Source organism: Nonomuraea sp. NPDC050404, from assembly GCF_040655495.1.
Taxonomy (GTDB): Bacteria; Actinomycetota; Actinomycetes; order Streptosporangiales; family Streptosporangiaceae; genus Nonomuraea.
The window spans coordinates 363,078-389,849 of record NZ_JBFAKB010000013.1 but is presented as its reverse complement, the minus strand read 5'-3'; the positions used below and the strand labels follow the sequence as shown (position 1 = coordinate 389,849).

Below are 26,772 nucleotides of genomic sequence, written 5' to 3'. Positions count from 1 at the left end.
TGGTCCCACCAGGGCTACATCAACAAGATCGGACCAGCCCTCTACGGGCCCATGCCCGCCAACCCTTAAGCCTTTGTCTGCAGGCTCTAAGGCCGGTCACCATCTGGCCTGGCTCACGACGCCGTAGGCTGGGCCACCACCTGGCCCGGCTCACGCTGTTCGCCCGGCCGCCCTAAGCAGGCGTTTGTCTGGTTTTCCGCTTGGGCCGATCGGTGTCTCGTCAATGATCGTGATGGTCGCCGGTACGCACGCCTCGTCGAGCCGCTCGCCCACCAACCGCCGCAGCGCGCCGAAGTCGGGGACCCGGCCCGCCGCCGGCACCACGAACGCGTGCGCGGCCTCGCCGGTGTCCTCGTCAGGGGCGCCGATCACGTACGCCTCCGCGACCTCGGGGCAGGAGGCCAGGACGCGCTCGATCGGGCCGGTGTAGTAGAGGTTCGCGTTGACGATGACCACGTCGCGGGTCCGCCCGGTCAGGTACAGCCGCCCGTCGGCGTCGAAGTGCCCCAGGTCGCGGGTGCGTACCCAGCCGTCGACGAAGACCCGCGCGCTCTCGGCAGGTTCGGCCCAGTAGGAGGCGGCCTGCGCGGGGGTGCGGACGTACAGCTCGCCGTCCACGCCGGGCGGGACCGGGCGGCCGTCCGCGTCCCTGATCACGACGTCGATGACGTCCGGCGGGAACCCGACCGACGGCGGGAGGTCCCACGGCGTGGCCATCGAGATCGTGCCGGTCTCGGTCTGCCCGTAGCCCTGGAACACGACCGGCCCGAGCACGTCGAGCGCCTCGCTCAGCCGCGACGCCGCCAGCGGCGACCCGGACACCATGAGCGCCCGCAGGCTGCTCAGGTCGGCCGGGGCGCGCCGCTGGTCCGCGACGAGCTTGTACAGGCGGGGCACGGTGATGACGCTGGCGCTCGCCCGCAGCCCGGTGATCGCGCCGGGGAACGCCGGCGGGTCGGCGACGACCATGGTGCCGCCCGCCGCCAGCGTGAGCACGCCGTACTCCATCATCACCTGGCTGCTCAGCGAGCCGAACACAAGGTAACGCCGCAGCCGGGAGGCCAGCTCCCTGATCGCCGGCGGCCAGGCTTGCGGCCGGGCCGTCCACGCCGCGTCCATGGCGGCGTAGGTCTGCGCGCACGCCTTCGGCACGCCCGTGCTGCCGCTGGTGTGGAGGAGCCGCGCGACGTCGTGCGGCCGGCCGGACAGGTGGAGCGGGCCGCCATCGTCGGGGGCGGCCAGCAACTCGGCGACGGTCAGCGTACGCTGCGCACGCTCCCGCCCGGCGTCGGTCAGCGTTCGCGGCGCGCGCCCCCGGCCGGTGGCGCTCAGCGTTCGCGGCGTATCCTCCCGGTCGGCGTCGGTCACGATCGCGGTGATGTCCTGAGCCAGTAAGTGTCGTAGCTGGTCGCCGGGCAGTCCGGGCCGTACGCCGACGACCCGGGCTCCCACGACGTGACCGGCGATCACCGCGGCGAACGCCTCCGGGTTGACGCCGAGCATCATGGCCACGCCGTCCCCCGGCCCGAGGCCCGCGCCGCGCAGCCCGGCCGCCATCTGCCGGATGAGGCCGAGCATCCGCGCGCCGCTGACCATGCGGGTGCCGTGCTCGAAGACGGTCCGGTCCCCGGCCCCGGCCAGGAGGTCCAGCACCGCGCGCGGGTACGGCTCAGCCGCCATCGCCCAGGCACTCCTTGACGAAGACGGCCAGTGGTTGCTGATGCACCTGCGCCAGGTCCCACTCGTTGTCCAGGTTCTCCGCGAGATGGTGTACTCCGGCCTGCGCGCCGTCCCGGTAGTGCCGCACCACCGGGTGCAGGTAGCTCGCGTCGTGGGCGTTGACGGCGTCGTTCTCGACGACGCGGGAGATCGAGACGTCGAACGGATCCATGGTGTCGTGGTCCGCCCCGTACTCCAGCGTGACGACGAACCTGTCCCTGGCCGCGCCCAGCCCGCCGCCCGCGACGTAAGCGACCGGCACCTCCTCCTGGTACAGCGCGCCGTCCCCGGCCACGGTCACCACGTCGCCGAGCACGCCGAACTGCTGCCACAACGCCGAGGACCGGTTCACCCTGGCGATGATCGCGTCGCTGATCGCGTCCGGGGCGGACTCCACCGGCGCGGCGGGCCACTCCACGCCGTGGTGGCGGGCGGCCAGGATCCGGTAGAGCGCGCGGGCCCCGTACCGGAAGCCGTGGATGAACCCGCTGGTGGCCTTCTTGAAGTCGCGCTGCTGGGTGAGCGTGCCCGCGAAGTGCAGCCCCGGCACGTTGACCGACTCGTACGCCGGCGTCTGCTCGGGGAAACGGTCGTTGATGACCAGCGCGGGCCGGCAGTCGTCGTCGAACACCGAGGCGTCGAACCGGAAGCCCGTGCACGCGATCACCCGGTCGTAGCGCAGCTCGCGCAGCGCCTCCACGGTACGGGCGTAGCGGAACATCACCCGGTAACCGCCGCCGTCGAGGCGTTCGATGTGCTCCACCGTGCCGTCGAGCACCGAGTTCTGCGACTTGAGCTGGTAGCTGTCGAGGAAGTTGTTGTTCACGGCGCGCAGGTGCCCGACGAAGTGCGACTGCCAGGCCATCCTGATGGAGTGCGGCCCGGCGACGTGGATGACCGCGGCCTTCTCCATGAGCGCGTCGGCGGTCTCGAACCCGGAGTTGCCCTTGCCGATCACCAGGACCCGCTGCCCGGTGAAATCGTCCGGTTCTGTCCCGAACGTGTCGTAGCGTTCGGCGTGCTCGATGCCCGGGATGGGCGGGAGGTAGAGCTGGGAGACGCCGGTCGCCATGATCAGCCGGCGGGCCCGCCACTGGCGCCCCTCGTGGTCGGCGGCGGTGAACCCGTTCTCGTCCCGGCCGATCCGTACGACGTCGGTGTCGTAACGCACCCGCACGCCCGTCGCCGACGCGAAGTCGGCCAGGTAGCGCACGAGGTCGTCGGCCTGCGGGAAGTACCGCTCGCTGTAGCGGGTGAACAGCAGTTCGGGGTCGTCGCTCAGCAACGAGTTCCAGTCCATCCGCAGTCGCAGCTCGGGGTCGGAGTACCCGGTGTGCACCTTGTTGATGGAGATCAGCCGGCGGTGCCGTGGGAACCTGGTGAAGAACGTGCCAGGTCCGGCGCCGCGTTCCAGGACGACATAGTCATGACCGTTGCGTTCCAGTAGTGCGGCGAGTTGCAACCCCGCCGGCCCGGCACCGATGATCAGGTAGTCATGCGCCATGCGCCGGACGCTACGGATGAAATCTCAGAGGTTTCTGAGATTCCGGTTCTATCGTCAGGATCATGCCCGCCGACGAAGGCACCATCCAGCTCAGCGCCCCTTTGCGCGCCGCCGATCTGCGTCGCGCCGCGACGCCGGTGCCCGTCCTTTTCGACGCGGACGTACGCCGCCGGGTCGAGTGCGGCCGGGACTTCCTGCGCGAGGTACGGGAGGACGAACGCCCGGTCTACGGCGCGACCACCGGCTTCGGCGCGCTGGTCGGGTTCGCCGGCCGGGAGGAGGAGGCGGACCAGTGCGACAACACCCTGGCCCACCTCGGCGCGGGGCAGGGCCCCGACCTGCCCGGCGAGGTGTGCAGGGCCGCGCTCCTGATCCGCGCGTGGTCGCTCGCGCAGGGCGTGTCCGGGGTGTCGGCGCACGTGGTCGAGGGGCTCGCCGCGATGTTCGCCACGACGTTCGTGCCGGCGATCCCGCGCTACGGCTCCGTCGGCGCGAGCGGGGACCTGATCCCGCTCGCCTACGCCACCCAGGCGCTGCGCGGCCGGGGGCACGCCTACTCCGGCGGCCGGCGGATGCCCGCCGCCGAGGCGTTGCGCGACGCCGGGCTGACCCCGCTGACGCTCGACGGCCGCGACGCCCTCGCGCTGGTCAATGGCACCTCGCTCACCACCGCCGCGACCGCCCTGGCCCTGGACGGCGTCCGCGCCTGTCACCGCGCGCTCCAGGCGCTCACCTGCCTGCTGGCCGATCTGCTCGGCTGCGACCCCGGCTTTCTTGATCCGAGGCTGCTGGCCGCCTACGGCCATCGCGGCGCGATCGACGTCGCCGACGGCATGCGCAAGACCCTCGCCGGGATCACGCCGTCCGGCACTCGCGCGTTGCAGGAGCCGTACAGCATCCGGTGCTCGCCGCAGTTGCTCGGCGCCGCCGAGGACGCGCTGCGCTACGCCGACGGCGTCGTCGCGGCCGACCTGGCCGGCGTCAGCGACAACCCGCTGTTCTTTCCCGACGACGACCTGGTCGTGCACGGCGGCAACTTCTTCGGCCAGCCGGCCGCGTTCGCCTCCGACGTCCTGGCGATGGTCACCGCCCAGCTCGGCAACCTGGCCGAGCGGCAGCTCGACCTGCTCGTCGATCCGGCCCGCAACGGCGGCCTGCCGCCGATGCTCGCCGCGGGGCCCGGCCGCCAGCACGGGATGCAGGGGGTGCAGCTGGCCACGACCGCGTTCGTCGCCGAGTTGCGCCATGCCGCGTCGCCGGCCGGCGTGCAGAGCCTGCCGACCAACCTGCACAACCAGGACGTGGTGCCGTTCGGCACCCAGGCCGCTCTGCGGGCGTACGACATGGCGGGCCTGCTGAGCCTGCTCTGCGGGTCGCTGGCGGTGGGGCTGCGGCAGGCCGCGCACGTCGGCGCCCGCCGCCCCACCGCGCCGGGTTGCGCGGCGCTGCTGGACGCGCTGGCCGAGGCGGTCCCGCCGGTCGATCCCGACCGCCCGCTGGACGCCGACGTCCGCACCGCCGCCGAGCTACTGGCCGTCTGGACCGCCTGACGCCGGCCACCAGCGCGTCGCACAGAGAGCCGCTTGACGCCGGCCACCAGCACGCCGCACAGAGAGCCGCCTGACGCCAGCCCAGCCACGAGCGCGCCGCGCAGAGGGCAGGCTGAGGTCACCAGGCCGCTTCGCGGGGCTGGCTGCGGTCCTCGGTGGCGACCAGGACGTCGAGCAGCCGTTCCTGCAGCTCGATCCGGGCCCCCGCATGGGCCGGGTCGTCCCACAGGTTGTCCAGCTCCAGCGGATCGGCCTCCAGGTCGTAAAGCTCGCCGGTGCGCGCCCGGGTCGTGGACGGCGCGCCGTGGTAGACGACGATCTTCCAGCGGTCGTGCCGGAGCATCGTGGTGTGCACGGGCTCCTCGTACGGATGGCCGCTGTTGCGGTACTCGCACAACGCCCAGCCCCTGACCGGCGCGTCCTGCTCGCCGCGGGCCAGCGGCAGCAGGTCGAGGCCCTGCCCGCGGGGGAGCGGGGACGCGCCCGCCGCCGAGACGAACGTCGCCGCCAGGTCGATCCACTGGACCAGCTCGGCCCGCCGCTCACCGGCGGGCAGCCCGGCCGGCCAGCGCATGACGAGCGGCACCCGGACGGCGCAGTCGTACATCATCGGGCCCTTCAGCATGAGCTGATGGTCGCCCAGCATCTCGCCGTGGTCGCTGGTGAAGACGACCAGCGTGTTGTCGGCCAGGCCCGCCTCGTCGAGTGCGGCGAGGATCCGGCCCACCTCGTCGTCCACGAGGCTCACCATCGCGTAGTAGTTGACCTTGACGTCGTGCAGCTCGGCCTCGGTGTACTCCGTGTAGCCGCGGGCGTGGCCGCCGTAGGAGCGGTGCGACGCCTCGGTCAGCACCGGCGGCTTGTTCGCCAGCTCCTGGTCCCGGGTGACCGGACGCCGCAGGGTCTTGCCGCGGTAGCGCTCGACGTACTCCTCCGGCGCGCCGAACCCGTGGTGCGGGTCGAAGAAGTTGGCCACGAAGAAGAACGGCTTGTCCGTGTCGCGCGAGCGGCGCAGGTAGTCGATGGTCTCGTTGCCGATCCAGCGGCTGTAGTGGAACTCGGTCGGAATCGTGTCGAAGTCGGTTCCGGCGCCGGGCTCGCACAGATCCGGGCGCACCGCCCGGAGCCAGCGGTGGTAGGCGTTCTCCGACGACCCTGGGTAGGGGTCGTGCGCCCAGCGGAACACCCGGAAACCGTCGTCCAGGCGGGGCTCGGAACGGCCGCCGAAGCAGGCGCCGCCGACGTGGAACTTGCCGACCAGGCCGCAGTCGTAGCCGTGGTCGGCCAAGGCGCGGGAGAAGAGCTGCTCGTGCGCGGGGAGGCCGACGCCGTTCGCCCAGGCGCCGTGGGCGTGGACGTAGCGGCCGGACATCAGGCTGGAGCGGGAGGGGCCGCAGACCGGGTTCTGCACGTAACACTTCTCGAAGAGCACGCCCTGTTCCGCGAGGCGGTCGAGGTTGGGGGTGTCGATCTCGTCGTTGCCGTAGGCGCCCATCGCGTCGAAGCGTTGCTGGTCGGTGCAGATGAGCAGGATGTTCGGTGCGTTCATGTCTCTCATTCGAGGTCAGTTCTTGACGGCGCCGGCGACGCCTTCGACGAAGTAGCGCTGGAGCAGGAGGAAGACGACGAGCAGGGGGATCAGCGAGATGGTGCCCGCGGCGGCCAGGCCGGACCAGTCGGTGGAGTTGGTGCCGCGGAAGGCGAGCATGCCCACCGAGAGCGTGCGCAGGTCCGGGCGGCTGAAGGTGAACACCAGCGGCAGCAGGAAGTTGTTCCAGGCCGCCAGGAAGGTCATCACGCCCACCGTCGCGGTGACCGGCCCCGCCAGCGGCAACATGACCCGGAAGAACGTGCGCAGGAAGCCCGCGCCGTCCATCACCGCCGCCTCTTCCAGCTCGCGCGGGACTCGGCTGAAATAGCCGGCGTAGAGCAGCACCGCGGCGACGTGGCCGCTGCCCGCCAGGGCGAGGACGATGCCGGTACGCGAGTTCAGCAGCCCCATCAGGTCACTGAGCTCCACCACCGGGATGATCGTCAGCCCGCCCGGCGCGAACAGCGTCGCGACCAGCACGCCGACCACCACCCGCTTGCCGACGAAGTTGCGGCGGGCGATCACGTAGCCGGCCAGGGCGCAGCGCAGGATGACCAGCGCCACCGTGCCCAGCGTGATGAGCACGCTGTTCAGCGTGTACAGCCCGAAGTCGGCGTCCCGCCAGGCCCGCACGTAGTTCTCGAAGTGGAACGTCTCGGGGATCAGGCCGAGCCCGCCGGAGAAGACGCCGAGTGAGTCCTTCAGCGAGGCCGAGACGATCCACAACAGCGGATAGATCCACACCAGGCAGATGACGGCGAGCAGGATCACCTGGGCCCAGATCCCGAGACGGAGGCGGTTGGCGGCGGCCTTCATGAGCTGCTCCTGGCGCGGTTGGCGTAGCGGATGCCGATGGCCTGGATCGCGGCGAGGACGAGCGTGAAGATCCCGAACAACACGCCGAGCGCCGAGCCGTATCCGAGCCGGGGCGTGGAGGTGGCGAAGGCCTGCTGGTAGATGTAGACCTCCGTGGCGAGGGTGGAGAAGTACGGCCCGCCGTTGGTCATCGTCAGCACCAGGTCGAAGATCTGCATGGTCTCGATGGCCGTGAGCAGGGCGATGATGATCAGGAAGGGCTTGAGCATCGGCAGCGTCACATGACGCAGCGCCGCCCAGCTGCCCGCCCCGTCCGTCCTGGCGGCCTCGTACACCGAGACCGGGATCGTCTGGAGCGCGGCCAGCCAGTAGACGAGGGTGATGCCGAACCACTTCCACATGTGCACGCCCATCACCGTCCACAGGGAGGTCGAGGGGTCGCCGAGGAAGTCGATCGGCTGGTCGACGAGCCCGAGGTCGACCAGCAACTGGTTCACCGGGCCGCCGGCGGGGTCGAAGATGAACCCCATGACCACGCCGATGATCGCCGTCGTCGTCACCGCGGGCACGAACAGCGCGGTCCTGAACAGCCTGGCCAGCGGCAGCCTCGGGTTGTTGAGCACGAGCGCGACCAGCAGGCTCAGCGCGACCCGCAGCGGCACGGTCACCGCGATGATCGTCAGCGTGATGCCGAGCGACTGCCAGAAGAGCGGGTCGCCGAACGCCTCACGGTAGTTCTCCAGGCCGACGAACGGCCGCTCCGCGCCCAGCCCGTTCCAGTCGAGCAGCGAGTAGTACAGGCTGGAGATGATCGGCCAGACCGTGTACGCGCCGAACAGCAGCAGGGTGGGCAGCAGGAACACATAGGCCCACCGCTCCGACCACAACCTGGCGGCCAATCCTTGACCCGTCATCGGTACATCTCCGCCGTGTAGTCCTGGCCCGCCTGCCAGTTCGGGAACTTCCAGTCGTCCAGGCTCACCTTCACGCCCTTCCCGGACACCTCCTTCAGCGCGCGCTCCCGCTCGGCGGCCATCTTGCCGGTGTACTCGCGCAACGCCTTGCGAATGTCGGTGACCTCGCCGCTGAGGATGCCCTGGGTCAGCTCGCCGAGCGTGGGCCTGGGCGACTTCATCTCGCTCATCACCTGCGCGATCGCGGGGTTGCGGACGAGAGGGCTGGGCGCGAGCCGTACGGCCTGGCCGAACAGCTCGACCGCCCGCTTGTACGTCGGATGCACGTCCGCCCTCTTCACGGCCTCCAGGTCGAGGGGCACCTGGTCCATGAACGCGGCCAGCTCCTTGGAGTACTCGGGCCCGGCGAACCGGGCCAGCAGCCCGGAGGCCGCCTCCACGTGCCTGGACTGGCTGGAGACGAACAGCTGGCCGGGCGCGGGAGCGCCGTAGAGCACCGGCTTGCCGGACGGCGACGGGATGGGGCCGACCCCGACCTTGTCCACGAACTGCTTGAACTGCCCGTTGACGACGCCGATGTTCCACGACCCGTCGAAGAACATGCCCGCCACGCCGGTCGCCCACCTGGCCCTGGCGGTCCTGGCGTCCAGTGAGGTGGAGGCGGGGAACACGACCTTGTCGCGGACCAGGGAGAGCAGGAACTCCAGCGCCTGGACGAACGGCTCGGTGTCGTAGACGTACTCGCCGGTCCGCGGGTCCACCAGGCCCAGCTCGCCCAGGCCGCCCTGGGCCATGGCGAGCGGCGCGCCGGCGGACATCGCCAGCTCGACCACGTGCACCTGCAGCCGCTCGTGGAAGGCCAGGCCCTGGATCCAGCCGTAGGCCTTCCCGCCGCCGTCCCTGGTGATCCGCGCGGCGATCGCGCGGAACTCCTCCCAGGTCGCCGGGCCGTTGACCGGATCGCCGCCGGCCCTCTCGACCAGCTCGCGGTTGAACCAGTTGAGCGTGGTGTACTGCCGGGGGCTGAAGATGGGGAAGGTGTAGACCTTGCCGTCGAAGATGTGCAGCCCTTCGAGCAGGCTGTCGGCGGGCAGCTTCGCGCGGATCGCCTCCGCTCCGGCCAGCGGCGCCAACCAGCCGCTCGCGACCAGGGCCGCCTCGGACAGCCCGAGCCCGGCGACCGAGTGCACGTCGGCGATCTGGTTGCTCTTGAACGCGAGTTGCAGCGCCTGGCCCATCTCGTTCGGGTTGTAGACCTCGTGCTCCACCCGGACGCCCGGGTTGGCCTTGGCGTACTCGGCGAAGATCCGCTCGTGCAGGGGCTTCAGCGGCTGGAAGTGATCCCACCAGCGGATCACGCCGCCGCCGTCGGCCGCTCTCGCGGCGGCCTCCTGCGTGGAGGTGCGGGTGCATCCGGCGACACCGAGGGCGCCCGCGAGAGCGGCGCCGGACAGCCCGAGGAATCGCCGACGGCCCAACGTCGTCATGGGGGGTCCTCTCCTAAGGCGAACGTTCGCCTATGCTGTGCCACCCACGGTGACCTCGTCAAGCCCTGTTTGCCATCTAGAAATGTGGCAGGATGGCGCTGGGTGTTGGCGGCGCGGTGCCGCCGACGCGAACGTTCGCCTACGGGAGGTGGCGCCGTGGCCAGTGTCTCGCTCCGGGATGTCGCCGCGCGCGCCAACGTGAGCTTCCAGACGGTGAGCAAGGTGCTCAACGGCAAGGGCGCCGTCGCCCCCGCCACCCGGCAGCGCATCATCGAGGCGGCCGAGGAGATCGGCTACATCCCCAACGCGCTGGCCCGCAGCCTGCAGTCACGCAGCTCGCTGACCCTCGGCGTGATCACCGTCGACTTCAGCAACACGACGCCGGCGCAGTTCCTCGTCGGCATCGAGCACGAGGCGCGGCGGCACGGGCTCAGCGTGATCCTCAGCAGCCTGGAGCCGGACGGCTCGGACTGCGCGCGATATCTGCGCGTGCTGATGGAGCGCCGGGTTGACGGGATCATCATGAACGCCCCGGCCACCGAGGAGGACGAGGAGGTCGGGCGGTTGTTGCGGGCCGGTCCCGCCTGCGTGAGCTTCCACGACATCGCCGGCGGCGGCGTCCCCATCGTGCAGCCCGCGTCCGAGGGCACCGCGGCGCTCCCGGTCCGCCACCTGCTCTCGCTCGGGCATCGCCGGATCGCCATGGTGACCGGTTATCAGCGGCGGCACAGCGCGCAGCGGCGCACCGCCGTCTACCGCGCGGTGCTGGCGGAACACGGCCTGCCCTACGATCCCCTCCTCGTCGAGGACGGCGGATGGGAGGTCGAGGGCGGGTACGCCGCCACCCACCGGCTGCTCGACCGCGCCCCCGGCATCACCGCGATCTACGTGCAGAACGACCTCATGGCGGTCGGCGTGCTCAACGCGCTGCACGAGCGGGGGCTTTCGGTCCCCGACGACTGCTCGGTCGTCGGCTGTGACGACCATCCGGTCGTCGCCAGGACCATCCCGCCGCTGACGACCGTCAGCGTGCCGTTCTTCGACGCGGGCGCGGCCGCCGTGCGTCTCCTTCTCGATCGCATCGCGTCCGGGAACACCATGCCGGAGGATGTCTTCCTGCCCGTGTCCATGATCTACCGGGCCTCGACCGCCTCCGCGCCGTCCGGAGAATGATCCACCGGGCCTCCGCGCCGTCCGTAGAGTGATCTACCGGGCCTCCACTGCCTCCGCACCGTCCGGAGAGCGACCCTCCCGATGCGGGGTGCCGGGGTCGGCGAGGCGGACGGCGAGCAGGGCGACGTCGTCGGTGAAGCGGCCGCCGCGGTGGGCCAGCAGCCGGTCGCACATCTCGTCCAGGGGCAGGTGGCGCAGGCCGGATGCGACCCCGGCCAAGGTGGCCAGCCCCTCGTCGATGCCGCGCTCCGGGTCCTCGACCAGGCCGTCGGTGTAGAACAGCAGGGTCGAGCCGGACGGGACGATCTGCTCGTGATCCGGGCGCGGCAGTTCGTAGGTGACGCCGAGCGGGTGGCCGCCGTTGCCGTCCAGGTAGCGGACCGGGCCGTCGGGCGGGATCAGCAGCGGGGGCGGGTGCCCGGCGCGGGACCACCACAGCCGCCAGCCGAGGCCGGCGCGCTCCTCCAGGCGGGCCAGCAGCACGGTCGCCATCGGGCCGCCGTGCAGGCCGTGCAGGATCTCATCCAGTCGTTGCAGTACGCGGGAGGGCGGCTCGCAGTGCTCGTAGGCGATCACCCGCAACATGTTGCTGATCTGGCTCATGACGGTGGCCGACCTCAGGTCGTGCCCCATCACGTCGCCGACCATCAGGCAGGGCACGCCGTCCGGCAGGAGGATCGCGTCGTACCAGTCGCCGCCGATCTTCGGCACGGCGGTGGACGGGCGGTAACGGGCGCAGGCCCGCAGGTTGCCCAGGTCGGGCAGCTGGGGGAGCAGGCTGCGCTGGAAGTCCTCGGTGCTGCGCCGGATGCGTTCGTACAGGCGGGCGTTCTCGATGGCGACGCCCGCCGTGCTCGCCAGCGCGGCGATGATCCGCTCGTCGTCGCCGGTGAACGGCTCTCCGGTACGTTTGTCGGCGAAGTACATGTTGCCGTACACGGTGCCGCGGACCAGGATCGGTGTGCCCAGCAGGGTCCGCATCGGCGGATGCCCCTCGGGGTACTCCCTGAAGCTGGGATGCGCGGGCAGGTCGTCCACGCGCAGCGGCCCGGGGTGGGCCACCAGCTCGCCCAGCAGGCCGTGGCTGGTCGGCAGCCGGCCGATGGTGTCGTAGACCTCCTGGCTGACGCCGCAGGTGAACAGGTCGGAGAAGTGGCCCTCGTCGTTCAGCACGCCCAGGGCGCCGTACTCGGCGTCCACCAGGCCGGCGGAGACCTCCACGATGGTGCGCAGCGCGGCGTCCAGCTCCAGTTCGGAGCTGATCGCCAGGACCGCCTCCAGCAGGCGCTCCATCCGGCCGTGCAGGTCCTGGATCTGGCGGAGGCTGGCCTGCAGCCTCTGCAGGTCCTCGGCGCCCAGCCGCCCCAGGTCCCCGCTGAACGCGCCACCCTCCCGCTGCCCGCCCACCTCACCCCCCGAGATGCCCTCGCCTGCCTCATGCCCGGACACTCTCCGTACGACACCTGGTCACAACCGGTCAGTGCCGCTTCCGCTCGTGCTCGGCGATGAGGGTGTCGATCTGGACGCTGAGCCTGGCGCCCAGCGGCCAGCCGACGTAGTGGGTGAGGAAGATGGCGATCTCGCGGAGTTCGGCGGCGGTGAGCTCGGAGTTGGCCAGGGCCGCCGGGATCTGGATGTCCAGCACGTCGTTCAGGCCCCTGGCGGCCAGGACGCCGAGCAGGAGCAGGCGGCGGTCGCGCATGGACAGGCCCGGCCGGGACCAGATGTCGGCGAACAGGTGGTCCACGGTGATGCCGAAGAAGTCGCCCGGCGCGTCGCCGACCTCCCAGCCGTAGACCTGACGCATCATCTCCAGGCCGCGCCGCCGCCGGTCGTCGGTCATGGCAGGTCCTCCTCCAGGCCGAGGTCGGTGGCCAGGCTCCGGTGGGAGAGCCGGGCGAGCGGGGTGTCGACGCCGAGCTCCCCGGCCAGGTCGAGGACGAGGGACAGGTCCTTGTCGGCGAGGGCGAGCACGTGGCTCATCAGCTCGTGCAGCGGGTCGCCGGGGGACAGGGGCGAGGTGGTGTCGCGGATCATGATGGCGCCCGGGCCGCCGGTGACGGCGTCGGAGTGGCGGACGATCCTGGCCAGTCTGCCGAGTGGGATCCCGGCGGCCTCGGCCAGGCGCTGCGCCTCGGCGGCGGCCGCCATGCCGACGTACTGGAGCAGGTTGCGGGCGAGTTTGGCGCGCGTGCCCGCGCCGACGGGGCCCATGTGCAGCACCAGTCCCGCCCAGCCGCCGAAGGGCTCCTTCACCTGCTCGAACGCGGTGCCGGAGCCGCCCACCATGACCGCGAGGGTGCCCGCCGCCGCCCCCATCGGGCCGCCGCTGACGGGCGCGTCCACGACCTCGATCCCGTACGGGCGGGCCTCGTCCGCCAGCCGGATCGCGGTCTCGGCGCGGATCGTGGAATGGATGGCGATGACCGTCCCGGGGGAGGCCGCCGGCAGGAGCGCGGCGGCGACCTCGGTCACCTGCGCGTCGTCGCGGACCATGAGGGAGATGAGCCCGGCGCGGGCCACCTCGGTCAGGTCGGCGGCGGGCAACGCGCCCTGCTTGACGAGAGGGGCCATCGCCTCCGGACGGACGTCGTAGACGATCAGGCCGGGTCCTGCGAGGCGGCCGGCCATGGGGGCGCCGATCTGGCCGAGTCCGACGAAGCCGTACATCATGCTCCCTCCGCGATCGCCTTGGTCTCCAGGTACTCCTCGAAGCCGGCGACGCCCATCTCGCGGCCGATGCCGGACTGCTTGTAGCCGCCGAACGGCACGTCCGCGCCGTACCAGACGCCGCCGTTGACGCTGACCGTGCCGGTGCGCAACCGCCGCGCGACCGCTCGCGCCCGCTCCGGGTCGCCGTGCACGGCGCCCGACAGTCCGTACGGCGAGTCGTTGGCCAGCCGTACGGCGTCGTCGTCGCCGTCGTGGGGCAGGATCACCAGCACCGGGCCGAAGATCTCCTCGCGGGCGGCCCTGGCGGTGCCGGACAGGCCGGTGATCAGCGTCGGCTCGATCCAGAAACCCCTGTCGCGGTCCGGCCGGTGCCCGCCGGTGGCGAACGAGCCGCCCTCCTCGGCCGCGAGCTTCAGGTACCCCTCGATCCGGTCGCGCTGGCGGGCGGAGACGACCGGCCCGCAGACCGTGCGCTCGTCGGAGGGGTCGCCGCAGCCGAGCCTCGCCAGCGCGCGGGCGGTGATCTCCACGGCCTCGTCGTGCCGGGCGCGGGGGACCAGCAGCCGGCTGGTGATCGCGCAGCCCTGGCCGGCGTGCGTGATCCCGGCGAACGCGGCGTACGAGCAGGCCCCGGCCAGGTCGGCGTCGTCCAGCACGACGCAGGCCGACTTGCCGCCCAGCTCAAGGAACACCTTCTTGAGCGTGGTGGCGGCGGCGCGCATCACCTCGCGGCCGGTCGCCGTGGAGCCGGTGAAGGAGATCAGGTCCACGCGCGGATCGGCGGCCAGGCGGGCGCCGAGGCCGTGGTCGGAGCCGGTGACGATGTTCACGACGCCGGGCGGGATGTCTGTTTCCTCCGCGATCAGCCGGCCGAGCGCCGCCGCGCACCAGGGCGTGTCGGGAGCGGGTTTGAGCACCACCGTGTTGCCCGCCGCCAGCGCCGGGCCGAGCTTGGCCAGGTTGATCTGGTGCGGGAAGTTCCACGGCGTGATCGCGGCGACCACGCCCACCGGCTCGCGCAACACGTGGCGATCGCTGGGCATCCCCATCGGCGCGGCCCGGCCCAGGTCGCGGGTCCAGGCGTAGGACTCGGCGACGTCGGCGAACCAGCCGAGGGCGGCCACGGGGTCGTCGAACTGCGGGCCGTGGGTGAGGAAGCGGGGCGCGCCGGCCTCCCGTACGGTCAGGTCGCGCAGTTCGTCGCCGTGCCGTACCAGGGACTCGCGCAACCTGCGCAGGCAGCGGACGCGCAGGGCGAGGTCGGTGGCCCAGCCGGACTCGTCGAACGCGCGGCGGGCGGCGGCGATCGCCCGGTCGAGTTGCGCGGGTGTGGCGTCGGCCGCCCGGCCGATGGGCTCCTCGGTGGCGGGGTCGATCGTCTCGAAGCGTTCGTCGCAGGTGATCAGCTCGCCGTCGATCAGAAGGGGCGAGCCGCGTACCGTCCAGTCGTTGAGCAAGCGACCGCTTGTTGTGGACACGTGTCCAGACTACAGTTCACGTGTGACGCAGCAAAGGGATGACTACTCCGGCGCGTTCGATCCCGGCTTCCGCTTCGAGGATCTGTCGAAGGCCGCGCTCGTGCGCCTGGTCAGGGAGTACGCGCTGATCACCCATCTGCTCGACCGCTCTTCGCTCATCGCGGTCGGGCTCAAGTACGGCCAGGAGGCCGTGGAGGAGATCGCCGTCCAGGAGTGGCGCGGCGCCAGCCCGGTCTACACCCGGCGGATCCGCGAGATCATGCGGATCGAGGGCGACGGGGTGTCGGCCATCTTCAAGTGCCTGCAGCTCGACCCGGGCTTCGCGCAGCACTACATGGACGTCGAGTACGAGCTGATCGACGAGTCGCACGGCTTCTTCCAGCTCCGTACCTGCGGCGCGCTGCTCGACGTGGAGCCGTTCGGCGACCGGGCGGTGCGCGGCATGTGCCACCACATCGAGGACGGCACGTTCGACTGGACCGCGCAGGCCGTCAACCCCAGGGCGCGCATCCGCCCGGTGCACCGCCCGCCGCGCGTCCCCGCCGGCCGGGTGCCGCACTGCCGCTGGGAGATCGTCATCGACGACGACACCGAGCCGGTCGCCGAGGACCCGATCACCGCCATGACGGGCGGCACCACCGCGGCGCGCTTCCGCTTCCCGCCGATGCGCGACGGCACCCCGCACGTACCCTCACCATAAGGGGACGGGCGTCTCCTGCCTCGGGTAGTAGCCGGGGACGGGGTTGCCCGACGCCGCCCGGTCCATTCGCCGGCGCATGCCGTCCGACAGCGCACCCGCCTTCATCATCTCGACGAACAACGAGGTGACGTTGCCGAGGTCGAACCAGTCACGCTGCCAGCTCCACCGGAAGCCGCCGGCGTACCTGAACCAGCTACCGCCTATGCCGGCGACCTCATACCGGCCGCCGTCGGCGACCTGCTTCCAGAAGCCGACCACCTGGCCCGCGCGCTCATCGACCAGGATGCTCTGGTACGGATAGGACCAGCCGTCCAGGCCGCCCATCTCCGAGCCCAGCGCCAGGTCGCGGATCTGTTCCCGGCCGACCGCCATGAAGTCCTGGCCCGGCCCCATGTTCCAGCCGTAGGTGGCGTCCTCGGTGTAGAGGTCGGCCAGCGGGCGCCAGTCTCCCCGCTCCTCGCAACGCCGGTTCGCATCGAGCCAGCGCCGTACCATCTCATCCAGCTCATCGCGCGGGAACATGATCAACCTCCTAGCTTGAGCGCCTGGGTCGGGCAGTGGCGGACGGCGGACTCCACCTGGGCGCGCAGCGGCTCGTCCGGCTCGTCGAGCAGGATCCGCACCTTGCCCTTGCGCGGCACCTCGAAGACCTCCGGCGCCTCCATCTCGCACATCGCGTGGCCCTGGCACAGGTCCAGGTCGGCTGTCACCCTCATGAGCTGCGCCTGCGGTAACGGACCCGGCACGGCCTGGCCAGCTGGACGACCATCTTGGAGTGATCGTTGCGGTAGGAGTCCGGCGGCTGGGCCGGCTCGAACTCCCAGCCCCGCAGCAGCACCGAGAAGATGGCCTTGAGCTGGATCATCGCGAAGTTGGCGCCCACGCAGCGATGCCTGCCGGCGCCGAACGGCACCCACGTCCACCGGTTGAGCAGGTCCTCCTCGCGCGGCTTGGCGTAGCGGGAGGGGTCGAAGCCGTCGGGGTGCGGGAAGTCCTCCGGGATCCGGTTGGAGACGGCGAGACCGCATCCGACCAGGGTCTGGGCCCGGATGTGCCGGCCGAGCACCTCCTGGTCCGACTTGGCCACCCGCAGGAGCAGGATCAGCGGCGGGTGCAGCCGCAGCGCCTCCTTGATGGCCGACTCCAGCAGCGGGATCTCGCGCAGGGCCTGGAAGCTGATCTCCGAGCCGTCGGCGTACAGGTCGTCCAGCTCCCGTACGACCTCCTTGTGGATCTCCGGGTGGCGCAGCAGCTCGATCAGGGTCCAGGCGGCGGTGCCCGAGCTGGTGTGGTGCCCGGCGAACATCATCGAGATGAACATGCCGGTCACCTGGTCGGCGGTGAACCTCGGCGCGCCGCCACCTTCCGTGCGGACGGACATGAGCACGTCGAGCAGGTCCCGCTCCTCACGCGGCGGGCGCGGCGCGGCGGCCCGGCCGTCCATGATGCCCTGGACCAGCCGTACGAGCTCGGCGCGGGCGGCGTCACGGCTGCGGAAGGCGTCGATGTCGGCGTACGGGTCCACGTAGGCGATCGCGTCGGTGCCCCGCTCCAGATCGTGGTAGAGCTCGGCGAAGCGGCGATCCAGCTGGTCGCGGAACCGTTTGCCGATCAGGCAGGCCGACGAGGTGTAGATGGTCAGCTCGGCGAACCAGTCGAGCAGGTCGATCTCGCCGGACTCGTCCCAGCCGGCGACCATCCGGTCCACCTCGGCGGCGATCGTGGCGGCGTGGCCCTTGAGGAACGAGCCCTTCAGCGCCTGGTTGTGCAGGGCCTCGCGGCGCTGCTCCGGCGTGGCGTCGAAGACCACGCCCTCGCCGAAGATCGGCGTCATGAACGGGTACGCCTCGGCCTGGTCCAGCTCCTCGTCAGGGGCGCGGAAGAAGAACTCGTTGGCCTCCGCCCCCGACAGCAGCACCACCGGACGCCCGGCCAGCATGAACTGCCCGACGTCGCCGCACTCCTCGCGCACCCGGCGCATCAGGCCGATGGGGTCGGTACGCAGCTCGTCGAGGTGGTCGGGGCCACCGGAGACGACGTCAGGCGGCCTCATGACCCGACCTCCCGTTCCGGCTGGACCTCGACCAGCGTCAGATGCATGCCGCGCGGCGCGGTCGCCACGGTCACGATCATCTCGGCGACCTGCTCCGGCTTGAGGAAGTGCGGATGCCGGGCCAGCCCCCACGTCACCCACTCCTCCAGCACGGTGGTGGTGGTCTCGGCGTCCCAGGTCATGCCCATCCCCGTCATCGTCGGGCCGGGCCGTACCACCGAGGCCCGTACGCCGCTGCCCTCCAGCTCCATCCGCATGGCGCGGGCCATCCCCTCGATGCCGTTCTTGGCCGCGACGTACGCGCCCATCCGCGGGCGCGGGCTCTGCACCACGTCGGAGGAGACGAAGACGATGTCGCCGCGCGCCCTGGCGACCATGCCGGGCACCACCTGCGACACCAGCCGGTGCGCCCCGACCAGGTGCACCTGGAGTTGCGCGGCGAACGACTCGGAGTCCAGCTCGTGGATCAGCGTGGCGGTGAGGTCGCCCGCGCCCGAGACGACGATCTCCGGATCGCCGTGCGCGCCGGTGGCCGCCGCCACGAACGACTTGACCGAGCCCGCGTCGGACACGTCCAGCGGGAGGGCGACCGCCTGCCCGCCGTTCTCGCGGATGAGCACGGCGATCTGCTCGCACCGGTCCACGCGGCGGGCGCCCAGGGCCACCGGATGGCCCGCGGCGGCGAGCAGGGTGGCGGTGGCCGCGCCGATCCCGGACGAGGCCCCGGTGACCAGCGCGGGGCGGCGTTCGGGATGAGGAGCGAATCGGGACATGGAGGCGCGCCTCCCATCGGGGGGATCTATCGAAGAGTGACGGTCATGGACAGAGCGGCTGACTAGCGGAGGGTGACGGTCATGGGCAGGGCGGCGAACCCCCGGACATTGACGGAGTGCACCCGTACGGCCCGGTCCTCGTCGATGTCGTAGGCCCGTACCCGCCGGACGAACTCCGTCAGGGCCAGCCTCGCCTCCAGCCGGGCCAGGCCGGCCCCGAGGCAGAAGTGCCGGCCGCCGCCGAAGCTGATCAGCGGCGCGGTGTCCCGGTCGAGGTCGTAGACGTCGGGATCGGCGAACGCCCGCTCGTCGCGGTTGGCCGCCCCGATCAGCAACAACATGCGCTCGCCGGTCGGCACCGGCCTGCCGTGCAGCTCGGTGTCCCTGGCCACCGTACGGGCGATGACCTGGGTGGAGGTGTCGTACCGCAGCGTCTCCTCGACCCACGCGGGCACCCGGCCGGGGTCGGCCAGCGGCTTGGCGAGTTGCCCCGGGTTGCGCCAGCCCCAGTACAGGGCGTTGGCCAGGAGCTTGGTGGTGGTCTCGTTGCCCGCCACGACCATGAGGAACAGGAAGGAGATCACCTCGCTGTCGCTCATCCTGTCCCGGCCCTCCTGCGCGGCCAGCAGCGCCGAGGTGAGGTCGGGCCCCGGCCTGCGGCGGCGCTCCTCGACCAGGTCCCGGTAGTAGCCGGCCAGCACGAGCGCGGCCTCCATGCCGGCCCGCGGGATGTCGTTGAGTCCCTCCTCGCGGTGCACGACGAGGTCGGCGAGCCGTCTCACCTCGTCGCGGTCGGCCTCGGGGACGCCCATCATCTCCGAGACGACGTCCATCGGCAGCTTGGCCGCGAAGTCGGCGACCGCGTCGAACCCACCCCCTGACCTGCCCGCCTCCAGGGCCGGGTCGAGGTGGCGGCGGGTCAGCCGCAGGATGTCCCGCTCCAGTTCGATTACGCGGCGCGGGGTGAAGCCCTTGGAGACCAGGTTGCGCATCCGGGTGTGCGAGGGCGGATCCATGGCCAGGAACGACATGGTCCGGTGCGCGGCCGGGCCCCATGCGCTGGGGTCGAGCGAGACGCCGTTGACGCTGGAGTAGCGCGCGTGGTCCCGGAAGGCGGCCGAGACGTCGGCGTGCCGGGACAGCGCCCAGAAGCCGAGCCTGTCGTCGCGGTAGAGCGGCGCGTGGTCACGCAGCCGCCGGTAGGCGGGGTACGGATCCTCGTGGATCGCGTAGTCGTACGGGTCGTAGGAGATGTCGTGCGGACTGCTGGCCACAGGCACGGCGACCACCTCACAGAAGGAGTTCGACCACCTCGGCGAGACGGTCGGCCATTTCGGCGTAAGAGCTGTAACCCATGCCCGCGTGCACGAGGGCGCCCGCGTACGCGAACTCCAGGGCGTTGAGCACGCGCCCCTCTTCCGGCGTCGGCCGTCCGGCGCGGTCAGGGTTCAGCGCGGACAGCAGGCGCCGGCGGATGGTCTTGCCGATGCGCAGCCGCAACTCCTGGACGTCGGGATCGGAGCCGAGCAGCGCGGTCGTACAGGCGGCGGCCAGCTCGGGCTCGTCGGAGACCAGCAGCGCGATCTCGCGCAGCACCGCGACCACCCGCTCGCGCGGCCCCTCCGGCGAGGGCCGGACCGGCGGCAGGGTGCTCAGCCGCCGCCAGAACACCTCGGTGACGAGGTGGTTCTTCGAGGTGAAGTACGTGTACGCGGTGGCCGGCGCGACCCCCGCGCGGCGGGCCACGTTGCGCACGGTGAAGCCGTCGAATCCGGTCGCCCTGACCTCCTCGACCGCCGCGTCGGTAAGCCGGCGCACCGTGCCGGCCTGCCGGTCGGACAGCCGGCGGCGAGTCGACTCCGTCATCACTTCACCGGACATGTGTCCAGACGCTAGTTCAGGTACCCGCCCCGCGCAAGGGCCCGGCCGCTTCACCCGCGTCCGGGCCCTCGCACCGCCTCCGGCGGTTCGCTAGTTCCGGCAGTTGAGGTCCCTGGTCGCCGTGGTCAGCTTGCCCGGGTCGTCCATCACACCGACCAGATCGACGTCGACGATGCTCCGCCAGGACGTCTTGGCGGCGCTGTTGCAGACCGCGCGCCCGGTGGCCCGCTTGCCACCGCCGCCGCCCGGAGGCACGGTCGCCTTGCCGACGGTGCCCGCGTTCCGCCACGAGCCGCCGCTGTCCTGCTGCTGCAACTGCACGGTGACGACGGCGTGGGTGGCCTTGCAGTTGCCCTTCACCCACCAGCCATGCCCCGACGCCTCAAAAGCGGAGCCGGAGATGTGCACGTAGTCGCCCATGGTGCTGAAGACGCACACACCGGTGCTGCCGGTGTTCTCGGCAGAGGGGGTGCTCTCTTCCTCAGAGCCGGACTCGGAATCGGGGTCGGGGGCAGGGAGGAGGGCGGCGTCGTCCGGGGACGGCTCCGTACCCTCGTCGCCCGGCTCTTCTTCGACGGCCTCCAGTTCCTCGTCGGGCGGGTCGGCGAGTTCGGTGCCCGCGGCGGCCCGCAGCGACGGGGGATCCGCGCTGTGGGCCGACGGCACCACGGCGAACAGGGCGGCGGTGACGACCACGGCCGCACCGGCTGTTTTCCACTTCCAGGCGCTTGACATGTGCTGGCTCCTCGGAGAAGACGGATCTTTCCAGCCCGTTATCTCGGTCCCGTTGTTGACCGGCAATGGGCCTGCACAACGGGATGACCAGCAAGTGATGACCACGCCGGGACGGCGCACAAAAGAGCGCCTCCGCCGGACCGGGTCCGGGGAGGCGCGGTTGTTCAGGAGGAGGTTACGGAGAACTCGTTGGTGCGGAAGTCCATGCCTCCGCTCGATGAGGTGATCTCATAGCCGAACTGCACGTCGCCGAGCGTCACGTCGCCCATCCAGCCGTTCGAGCGCAGCCAGTTCAGCACCGCCTTGACGTCCACCGTGCCGGAGTTGGTGTTCCCGGTCCTGACGAACGAGAAGACCTGGTTGGCGCCGTTGCTGCCGCGGTAGATGTCCCAGCTGTGACCGCCCACGGAGGCGCTGGTCTGGCGGGTGCCCAGGGGGCCGACGGCGCCGCGCTTGTTCATCCAGAGCATGATCTCGTAGGCGTGGCCGGTGTCCCAGATGTCGTACGCGGTCGCGTACGATCCGCCGCCGGGCACGGTGACGTTGAACCTGCTGGTGAGGCTGCCGATGGTGCTGATCCGCCGGCCGATGTTCCTGGTGGCGTTCGGGTAGGACTTCACCCCGCCCGTGTTGGGATGGTTGGCCCACACGCCCCAGTTGCTGTAGGAGTTCGCCCAGATGGTCTGCGGACCGTGGCCGTTGCCCCAGATGTTGTTGTAGAGCGTGTAGCCGCCGTTGGTCCAGGTGCCCCAGCGGTCGGTCGAGGACCAGGTGGCGGCCGCCGCGGGCGGGGCGAGGAAGCCGACGATGAGCGCCAGCACGCAGACGGGCACGGCCGAACGCGCGATTCCGCGCATGGACAATCCCTTCTTCCCGACTAGCTTTTAGTTTGGCCGTCGTCCAAATTAATAGAGCCAAACAGGCCACACTTTGCGCTCATTGACCGGCGCAGTCAACCCGCCGTGAAAGTTTCGCCGCCCCCTCAGCCGGCCATCTGATGCACGGCCATCTGATGCACGGCCATCTGATGCACGGCTGGCTGATGCGCGGCCGGCTGAGGGGGGCGGCCGGCTGAGGGGGCGGCGGAGGTCAGGCCAGCGCGCCCGCCCGCCGGCCGAAGACCGCGCCGGAGGTGAGGCCGGTGCCGCCCGGGTAGTTGCCGCTGAACAGGCCGCCGAGCATCTCGCCGCACACGAACAGGCCCGGGATGGGCTCGCCGCCTTCGCGCAGGACTCGGCCGTGGGTGTCGGCGCGCAGCCCGCCGAAGGTGAAGGTGATGCCGCAGGTGACCGGGAAGGCGTAGTACGGCGGGCGCTCCAGCGGGATCGCCCAGTTCGACTTCGGCGGCGTCATGGCGGACGCGCGGCCGTCGAGCACGGACAGGTCCAGCGGGACCGACCGGTCGATCGAGGCGTTGAACTCCTCGATGGTCGCGCGCAGCGCCGACGCCTCGACACCCATTCCGGCGGCCAGTTCGTCGATGGTGTCCGCGGTCACGACCGACGCGCCGGGCATGTCGTACTCCTCGACCCGCAGCTCCGGCCGGGTGGTGGCGTCGAAGAGCTGGAAGGCCAGGCCGCCCGGCTGGGCGAGGATGCGCGCGCCGTACTTGGCGTAGGTGAGGTTGCGGAAGTCCGCGCCCTCGTCGAGGAAGCGCCTGCCCTCCGCGTTGACCACGACGCCCAGAGGGTAGCCGCCGCGGGTGAGCTGGTTGGTGAGCTCGCGGTTGCTCTCGTTCTCCTTGTGCCAGGCGTCCCAGGCGACGCTGTGGCAGGTGCCCCAGTCGCCGTACGTCCCCGCGCCGGCGGCGATCGCCGCGGCCAGCATGTCGCCGGTGTTGTGCGGGGTGCCGCGCACCTTCGCCAGCTGCCATCCTTCGCCGAGGTGGTCGCGCCGCATGTCCGCGTTGGCCTCGAACCCGCCGGCCGCGAGCACCACCGAATCCGCGCGTACCGTGCCGCTGCCGCCTTCGGTGTCCTCCCAGGTCACGCCGGTCACGTGGCCGTCTTCGAGGGTGAGCTCGCGGGCCCGTACGCCATAGCGGATCTCCACCCCGGCCTGCCTGGCCGCGCCGGTGTGCTGCTCGATCAGCCCTTTGCCGCCGCCGGTGCTGCCGACGGCCAGGCCGCCCCAGAAGACCTGCCGGCCGTCGCCGTCGGGGTAGGCCTGCCGCTCGTACATCAGGCGGAAACGCAGCCCCTTGCCGTGCAGCCAGCGCAGGGTCGCGGCGCTCTGGCCGATCAGCACCTCGGTGAGGGCCTTGTCGTTGCGGTCGCCGGTGACCTTGGCCATGTCGCCCGCGAACTGCGCCGCCGAGTAGGAGGGCAGCACGGAGACGGCGTGCCGCGCGTCGGGGTCGAGGAGGTCCGCGAGGTCGCCGAGGCCGTCGTGGGCGATCCGGAACGCTCCGGCGGTGTAGTAACTGTTCCCGCCGGCCTCCGCGGCCGGGCCCTTCTCCAGCAGGAGAACACGGCGGCCGCGCTCGGCCGCGGCGTGCGCGGCACTGAACCCGGCGTTGCCGCCACCGACCACCACCACGTCGAATGCCTCGCCCGAGGCCGCCCGAGCATCCCGTTGCATCCTGTCCTCCAAGTCTTGTCCTCTACTGCATGTGAGTGTATACAGTCGTACACCATAAAAGTCTCACAGGAAGATGCGGGGAGCGGTGAGGGCTCGATGACTCATATCAGGCGGTGGGCCGCGCTGGTGGTCGCGCTGCTCGCCACCGGCGCGCTCATCGTGACCGCACCGGCGGACGACCAGCGCGCGGACTCGGCGGTGGCGGGCGTGCTGGACGGCAGGCAACTGCGGATCATGGCCCCCGCGGCCCCCGGCGGCGGCTGGGACCAGACCTCGCGGGAGATGCAGAAGGCGCTGCGTGACATCGTCGGCCGCAGCGAGGTCTACAACGTCGGCGGCGCGGGCGGCACGATCGGCCTCAGCCAGTTCGTACGGCTGAACGGCGACCCCAGCCAGCTCATGACCACCGGCCTCATCATGATCGGCGCGGTCGAGACCAACGATTCGCCGCATTCGCTCGCCGAGACCGTCCCGCTGGCCCGGCTCACGACCGACTACCAGGTCGTGGTCGCCGCCGCGAACTCCCCGCTGAAGGACATGAAGGCGGTGGCGCGGCAGATGCGCGACAACCTGTCCGGGGTGTCCATCTCCGGCGGCTCGGCCGGCGGGGTCGAGCAGATCCTGGCAGGGCTGACGGCCAAGGCAGTCGGCGCCGACCCGGCGAAGGTGAGCTACGTGGCCCACTCCGGCGGCGGCGAGGCGCTGACCACGCTGCTCTCCGGGCGCTCGACCATCGGCATCTCCGGGGTCTCCGAGGTCATGCCGCAGATCAAGGCCGGGCAGGTACGGGCGCTGGCGGTGTCCAGCCCCGAGCGGCTGCCCGAACTGCCCGACGTGCCGACGTTGCGTGAGTCCGGGCTCGACGTGGAGTTGCAGAACTGGCGCGGCGTGGTCGCGCCGAAAGGGATCACCTCCGAGCAGGAGCGCGCGCTGGAGCAGATGTTGCTCGACATGACGCGCACCAAGGAGTGGCGGGCCGCGCTCGCCGCCCGCGGCTGGGGCGACGCCACCCTGGCCGGCCCGGAGTTCGAGGAGTTCATCCGTACGGAGCAGACCCGGGTGGCGCAGGTTCTCAAGGAGATCGGATTGGGACGGTCATGACCACGGACACGAACCAGCAGGTGGCCGAGCCCGCCGAGCCGGAGCCGGACCTGAGCTGCGACCGCAGGACCGCGCGCAGCTCCCTGATCTTCGGCGCCCTCATGGTCGTGGCCGGGATCGTGATGATCATCGACGCGCGCCGGCTGCCCGGCGACGGGAGCGCGATGGGTCCCGCCGCCATGCCGCTCGCCGTGGGCGTACTGCTCGCGCTCACCGGCCTCTGGCTGGCGCTGCGCTCGCTGCGGGACCTGCGCGCGGCCGTCCCGGGACAGCCGCTGCGCGAGCATGCCGCGCTGCGGGTGGCGGCGCTGGCCGCCGTCCTCGTGGCCTTCGCCCTGCTGCTGCCGGTCGTCGGCTACGTACTCGGCTCGGCCGCCCTTTTCGTCGCCACGGCCCTGCTGCTCGGCGGGCCGCACGGCTGGCGGCTGTACGCCGTCGGATGGTCGCTGGCGGCGATCGCGTTCGTCGTCTTCGACCGGCTCATCGGGCTCACGCTGCCCACCGGGCCCTGGGGGTTCTGAGACATGGAGCAGATCACCCTTCTCCTGGAGGGCTTCGCCGCCGCGCTGACCCCGATGCACCTGCTGTGGGCGCTGATCGGCGTCACCATCGGCACGGCCGTGGGCGTGCTTCCCGGCATCGGCCCCGCCCTCACCGTGGCACTGCTGCTGCCGATCACCTTCCGCCTGGAGGCGTCCAGCGCGCTCATCCTCTTCGCCGGCATCTACTACGGCGGCATGTACGGCGGATCCACCACCTCGATCCTGCTCAACACCCCCGGCGAGAGCGCCTCGATCATCGCGGCCATCGAGGGCAACAAGATGGCCAGGGCGGGCCGCGCGGCCTCCGCGCTGGCCACGGCGGCGATCGGCAGCTTCGTGGCCGGCACGATCGGCACCGTCGGCCTGACCTTCCTGGCCCCGGCCGTCGCCGGCTTCGCCACCAGCTTCGGGCCGCCCGAGTACGTCGCCCTGATGGCGGTCGCCTTCACCACCGTCAGCGCGCTGCTGGGCCCGAACCTGCTCAAGGGCCTGGCCAGCCTCCTGGTGGGCGTCACCATCGGCCTGGTCGGCATCGACTCCCAGACCGGCCAGCCCAGGCTGGTGTTCGGGGTGGAGTCGCTGCTCGACGGCATCGACGTGGTCATCGTCGTGGTCGCGCTGTTCGCGCTCGGCGAGACCTTCTCCCGGGTCATGACCGGCATCGGCCGCTCCACCGTGCAGCCGCTGCGCGGGCGCGCCGTGCTCTCCCGCAACGACCTGCGCCGGTCCTGGCCGGCCTGGCTGCGCGGCACCGTGCTGGGTTTCCCGATCGGCAGCCTGCCGGCGGGCGGCGCGGAGATCCCGACGTTCCTCAGCTACACCGTGGAGAAGCGGCTGTCGAAGCACCGCCACGAGTTCGGCAAGGGCGCGATCGAGGGTGTCGCCGGTCCGGAGGCGGCCAACAACGCCGCCGCGGCCGGCGTGCTCGTACCGCTGCTGACCATCGGCCTGCCGACCTCGGCCACCGCGGCGGTCATCCTGACCGCCTTCCAGTCCTACGGCCTGCAGCCGGGACCCGCGCTGTTCGAGGAGTCGGGGCCGCTGGTGTGGACCCTGATCGCCAGCCTGTACGTCGGCAACGTGATGTTGCTGCTGCTCAACCTGCCGCTGGCCAAGGTGTGGGCCAGGCTGCTCACCATCCCGCCGTACGCGATCTACGCCGCCGTGCTCATGTTCGCGGCCCTCGGCGCGTACGCAGCCGGCGGCACCGCGACGGACCTGATCGTCCTGTGCGTCCTGGGGCTGCTCGGGCTGCTCATGCGGGAGGCGGGCATCCCGCTGGCCCCCGCCATCGTCGGGCTGATCCTCGGGCCGATCGCCGAGCAACAACTGCGCCGCGCCCTGATCCTGTCCGAGGGCGACCCGGCCATCCTGCTGTCGGGACCGATCACCATCGTGTTGTGGGTCGCGGCGGTGTTGTCGCTGGTCGTCCCGGTGTTGCTGCCGATGGTACGCAGGCGCCGCAGCACGCTCGCGAGCACCGCCAGGACCGGCGACTGATC

At 71.3% G+C, this 26,772-nt stretch carries 25 protein-coding genes; 6 read left to right on the top strand and 19 right to left on the bottom strand.

The annotated features are described in order from the left end of the window. Positions 1-150 precede the first annotated feature (150 nt). Both AB0I81_RS34530 and AB0I81_RS34525 read right to left on the bottom strand, forming a co-directional pair. Positions 151-1,680: a fatty acid--CoA ligase family protein gene (locus AB0I81_RS34530; RefSeq protein WP_360665395.1), complete on the bottom strand. Its 1,530-nt coding sequence runs from the start codon at positions 1,678-1,680 to the stop codon at positions 151-153. Further along, positions 1,670-3,223, bottom strand: coding sequence for an NAD(P)-binding domain-containing protein (locus AB0I81_RS34525; protein WP_360665392.1), 1,554 nt, complete (start codon positions 3,221-3,223; stop codon positions 1,670-1,672). Before AB0I81_RS34525 ends, AB0I81_RS34530 begins: the two co-directional genes overlap by 11 nt. Positions 3,224-3,285: 62 nt before the next feature. Here AB0I81_RS34525 and AB0I81_RS34520 point away from each other — a divergent pair, with 62 nt between their 5' ends. After that, the gene (locus AB0I81_RS34520) at positions 3,286-4,773 is read left to right on the top strand and encodes an aromatic amino acid ammonia-lyase (protein ID WP_360665389.1); all 1,488 of its coding nucleotides are present in this window, start codon (positions 3,286-3,288) and stop codon (positions 4,771-4,773) included. A gap of 118 nt (positions 4,774-4,891) precedes the next feature. Here AB0I81_RS34520 and AB0I81_RS34515 read toward each other — a convergent pair whose 3' ends face one another. Genes AB0I81_RS34515 through AB0I81_RS34500 form a run of 4 tightly spaced genes read right to left on the bottom strand, consistent with a single transcriptional unit; the run spans position 4,892 to position 9,581 of the window. Beyond that, positions 4,892-6,322, bottom strand: coding sequence for a sulfatase-like hydrolase/transferase (locus AB0I81_RS34515; protein WP_360665386.1), 1,431 nt, complete (start codon positions 6,320-6,322; stop codon positions 4,892-4,894). A gap of 15 nt (positions 6,323-6,337) precedes the next feature. After that, the gene (locus AB0I81_RS34510; protein WP_360665383.1) at positions 6,338-7,180 is read right to left on the bottom strand and encodes a carbohydrate ABC transporter permease; all 843 of its coding nucleotides are present in this window, start codon (positions 7,178-7,180) and stop codon (positions 6,338-6,340) included. After that, positions 7,177-8,094 carry a sugar ABC transporter permease gene (locus AB0I81_RS34505; RefSeq protein WP_360665380.1) on the bottom strand — a complete coding sequence of 306 codons (918 nt, stop codon included), beginning with the start codon at positions 8,092-8,094 and terminating at the stop codon, positions 7,177-7,179. The genes AB0I81_RS34510 and AB0I81_RS34505 overlap by 4 nt, the downstream gene beginning before the upstream one ends. Further along, complete coding sequence (locus AB0I81_RS34500) at positions 8,091-9,581, bottom strand: extracellular solute-binding protein (RefSeq protein WP_360665377.1); 1,491 nt, start codon at positions 9,579-9,581, stop codon at positions 8,091-8,093. The genes AB0I81_RS34505 and AB0I81_RS34500 overlap by 4 nt, the downstream gene beginning before the upstream one ends. A 156-nt stretch (positions 9,582-9,737) precedes the next feature. On the opposite strand from AB0I81_RS34500, the gene AB0I81_RS34495 reads away from it, so the two are divergent. Further along, a complete protein-coding gene (locus AB0I81_RS34495; RefSeq protein ID WP_360665374.1) occupies positions 9,738-10,754 on the top strand; it encodes a LacI family DNA-binding transcriptional regulator in 1,017 nt (338 codons plus the stop codon). A 33-nt stretch (positions 10,755-10,787) separates the two neighbouring features. Here AB0I81_RS34495 and AB0I81_RS34490 read toward each other — a convergent pair whose 3' ends face one another. From AB0I81_RS34490 to AB0I81_RS34475, 4 genes are read right to left on the bottom strand one after another with little or no spacing between them, the layout of a single operon-like run. After that, positions 10,788-12,203, bottom strand: coding sequence for a GAF domain-containing SpoIIE family protein phosphatase (locus tag AB0I81_RS34490; RefSeq protein ID WP_360665372.1), 1,416 nt, complete (start codon positions 12,201-12,203; stop codon positions 10,788-10,790). A gap of 28 nt (positions 12,204-12,231) precedes the next feature. Continuing rightward, the gene (locus AB0I81_RS34485; RefSeq protein WP_360665369.1) at positions 12,232-12,597 is read right to left on the bottom strand and encodes a carboxymuconolactone decarboxylase family protein; all 366 of its coding nucleotides are present in this window, start codon (positions 12,595-12,597) and stop codon (positions 12,232-12,234) included. Next, on the bottom strand, positions 12,594-13,427 hold the full coding sequence (locus AB0I81_RS34480) for an NAD(P)-dependent oxidoreductase (protein WP_360665367.1): 834 nt from the start codon (positions 13,425-13,427) through the stop codon (positions 12,594-12,596). The genes AB0I81_RS34485 and AB0I81_RS34480 overlap by 4 nt, the downstream gene beginning before the upstream one ends. Continuing rightward, the gene (locus AB0I81_RS34475; RefSeq protein ID WP_360665364.1) at positions 13,424-14,905 is read right to left on the bottom strand and encodes an aldehyde dehydrogenase; all 1,482 of its coding nucleotides are present in this window, start codon (positions 14,903-14,905) and stop codon (positions 13,424-13,426) included. Before AB0I81_RS34475 ends, AB0I81_RS34480 begins: the two co-directional genes overlap by 4 nt. A gap of 22 nt (positions 14,906-14,927) precedes the next feature. On the opposite strand from AB0I81_RS34475, the gene AB0I81_RS34470 reads away from it, so the two are divergent. Next, positions 14,928-15,605 carry a hypothetical protein gene (locus tag AB0I81_RS34470; RefSeq protein ID WP_360665361.1) on the top strand — a complete coding sequence of 226 codons (678 nt, stop codon included), beginning with the start codon at positions 14,928-14,930 and terminating at the stop codon, positions 15,603-15,605. On the opposite strand, the gene AB0I81_RS34465 is transcribed toward AB0I81_RS34470, so the two are convergent. The 9 genes from AB0I81_RS34465 to tcuA form a co-directional block, all read right to left on the bottom strand. Then, on the bottom strand, positions 15,597-16,127 hold the full coding sequence (locus AB0I81_RS34465; RefSeq protein WP_360665358.1) for a nuclear transport factor 2 family protein: 531 nt from the start codon (positions 16,125-16,127) through the stop codon (positions 15,597-15,599). The genes AB0I81_RS34470 and AB0I81_RS34465 overlap by 9 nt on opposite strands. 2 nt (positions 16,128-16,129) lie before the next feature. Next, on the bottom strand, positions 16,130-16,321 hold the full coding sequence (locus AB0I81_RS34460; protein WP_360665356.1) for a ferredoxin: 192 nt from the start codon (positions 16,319-16,321) through the stop codon (positions 16,130-16,132). Next, positions 16,318-17,658 (bottom strand): cytochrome P450, encoded by a 1,341-nt coding sequence (locus AB0I81_RS34455; protein ID WP_360665353.1) that lies wholly within the window; start codon positions 17,656-17,658, stop codon positions 16,318-16,320. Before AB0I81_RS34455 ends, AB0I81_RS34460 begins: the two co-directional genes overlap by 4 nt. Further along, positions 17,655-18,431 (bottom strand): SDR family oxidoreductase, encoded by a 777-nt coding sequence (locus tag AB0I81_RS34450; protein WP_360665350.1) that lies wholly within the window; start codon positions 18,429-18,431, stop codon positions 17,655-17,657. Before AB0I81_RS34450 ends, AB0I81_RS34455 begins: the two co-directional genes overlap by 4 nt. Before the next feature lie 62 nt (positions 18,432-18,493). Beyond that, entirely contained in the window at positions 18,494-19,711 is a 1,218-nt protein-coding gene (locus AB0I81_RS34445) for a cytochrome P450 (protein ID WP_360665347.1), read from the bottom strand. 10 nt (positions 19,712-19,721) lie between these two features. Next, positions 19,722-20,312, bottom strand: a complete 591-nt coding sequence (locus AB0I81_RS34440; protein ID WP_360665344.1) for a TetR/AcrR family transcriptional regulator — start codon at positions 20,310-20,312, stop codon at positions 19,722-19,724. Positions 20,313-20,402: 90 nt separating this feature from the next. After that, the gene (locus AB0I81_RS34435; RefSeq protein WP_360665342.1) at positions 20,403-21,047 is read right to left on the bottom strand and encodes a hypothetical protein; all 645 of its coding nucleotides are present in this window, start codon (positions 21,045-21,047) and stop codon (positions 20,403-20,405) included. A 164-nt stretch (positions 21,048-21,211) separates the two neighbouring features. Then, positions 21,212-21,904 carry a hypothetical protein gene (locus AB0I81_RS34430; RefSeq protein WP_360665339.1) on the bottom strand — a complete coding sequence of 231 codons (693 nt, stop codon included), beginning with the start codon at positions 21,902-21,904 and terminating at the stop codon, positions 21,212-21,214. 232 nt (positions 21,905-22,136) lie between these two features. Beyond that, on the bottom strand, positions 22,137-23,627 hold the full coding sequence (gene tcuA / locus AB0I81_RS34425; RefSeq protein WP_360665336.1) for an FAD-dependent tricarballylate dehydrogenase TcuA: 1,491 nt from the start codon (positions 23,625-23,627) through the stop codon (positions 22,137-22,139). A gap of 96 nt (positions 23,628-23,723) precedes the next feature. Between tcuA and AB0I81_RS34420 the strand changes: the two genes are divergently transcribed. From AB0I81_RS34420 to AB0I81_RS34410, 3 genes are read left to right on the top strand one after another with little or no spacing between them, the layout of a single operon-like run. Continuing rightward, complete coding sequence (locus tag AB0I81_RS34420; RefSeq protein WP_360665333.1) at positions 23,724-24,728, top strand: tripartite tricarboxylate transporter substrate-binding protein; 1,005 nt, start codon at positions 23,724-23,726, stop codon at positions 24,726-24,728. After that, entirely contained in the window at positions 24,725-25,249 is a 525-nt protein-coding gene (locus tag AB0I81_RS34415) for a tripartite tricarboxylate transporter TctB family protein (RefSeq protein ID WP_360665330.1), read from the top strand. Before AB0I81_RS34420 ends, AB0I81_RS34415 begins: the two co-directional genes overlap by 4 nt. A 3-nt stretch (positions 25,250-25,252) precedes the next feature. Further along, positions 25,253-26,770 carry a tripartite tricarboxylate transporter permease gene (locus AB0I81_RS34410; protein WP_360665327.1) on the top strand — a complete coding sequence of 506 codons (1,518 nt, stop codon included), beginning with the start codon at positions 25,253-25,255 and terminating at the stop codon, positions 26,768-26,770. The last annotated feature ends 2 nt before the right edge of the window (positions 26,771-26,772 follow it).

Coding starts and splice junctions, on each gene's coding strand:
- AB0I81_RS34520 (WP_360665389.1), top strand. CDS start 3,286: ATGCCCGCCGACGAAGGCACCATCCAGCTCAGCGCCCCTTTGCGCGCC.
- AB0I81_RS34500 (WP_360665377.1), bottom strand. CDS start 9,581: ATGACGACGTTGGGCCGTCGGCGATTCCTCGGGCTGTCCGGCGCCGCT.
- AB0I81_RS34530 (WP_360665395.1), bottom strand. CDS start 1,680: ATGGCGGCTGAGCCGTACCCGCGCGCGGTGCTGGACCTCCTGGCCGGG.
- AB0I81_RS34455 (WP_360665353.1), bottom strand. CDS start 17,658: ATGAGGCCGCCTGACGTCGTCTCCGGTGGCCCCGACCACCTCGACGAG.
- AB0I81_RS34505 (WP_360665380.1), bottom strand. CDS start 8,094: ATGACGGGTCAAGGATTGGCCGCCAGGTTGTGGTCGGAGCGGTGGGCC.
- AB0I81_RS34415 (WP_360665330.1), top strand. CDS start 24,725: ATGACCACGGACACGAACCAGCAGGTGGCCGAGCCCGCCGAGCCGGAG.
- AB0I81_RS34485 (WP_360665369.1), bottom strand. CDS start 12,597: ATGACCGACGACCGGCGGCGGCGCGGCCTGGAGATGATGCGTCAGGTC.
- AB0I81_RS34515 (WP_360665386.1), bottom strand. CDS start 6,322: ATGAACGCACCGAACATCCTGCTCATCTGCACCGACCAGCAACGCTTC.
- AB0I81_RS34465 (WP_360665358.1), bottom strand. CDS start 16,127: ATGTTCCCGCGCGATGAGCTGGATGAGATGGTACGGCGCTGGCTCGAT.
- AB0I81_RS34510 (WP_360665383.1), bottom strand. CDS start 7,180: ATGAAGGCCGCCGCCAACCGCCTCCGTCTCGGGATCTGGGCCCAGGTG.
- AB0I81_RS34450 (WP_360665350.1), bottom strand. CDS start 18,431: ATGTCCCGATTCGCTCCTCATCCCGAACGCCGCCCCGCGCTGGTCACC.
- AB0I81_RS34440 (WP_360665344.1), bottom strand. CDS start 20,312: ATGTCCGGTGAAGTGATGACGGAGTCGACTCGCCGCCGGCTGTCCGAC.
- tcuA (WP_360665336.1), bottom strand. CDS start 23,627: ATGCAACGGGATGCTCGGGCGGCCTCGGGCGAGGCATTCGACGTGGTG.
- AB0I81_RS34435 (WP_360665342.1), bottom strand. CDS start 21,047: ATGTCAAGCGCCTGGAAGTGGAAAACAGCCGGTGCGGCCGTGGTCGTC.
- AB0I81_RS34430 (WP_360665339.1), bottom strand. CDS start 21,904: ATGCGCGGAATCGCGCGTTCGGCCGTGCCCGTCTGCGTGCTGGCGCTC.
- AB0I81_RS34420 (WP_360665333.1), top strand. CDS start 23,724: ATGACTCATATCAGGCGGTGGGCCGCGCTGGTGGTCGCGCTGCTCGCC.
- AB0I81_RS34410 (WP_360665327.1), top strand. CDS start 25,253: ATGGAGCAGATCACCCTTCTCCTGGAGGGCTTCGCCGCCGCGCTGACC.
- AB0I81_RS34480 (WP_360665367.1), bottom strand. CDS start 13,427: ATGATGTACGGCTTCGTCGGACTCGGCCAGATCGGCGCCCCCATGGCC.
- AB0I81_RS34460 (WP_360665356.1), bottom strand. CDS start 16,321: ATGAGGGTGACAGCCGACCTGGACCTGTGCCAGGGCCACGCGATGTGC.
- AB0I81_RS34525 (WP_360665392.1), bottom strand. CDS start 3,223: ATGGCGCATGACTACCTGATCATCGGTGCCGGGCCGGCGGGGTTGCAA.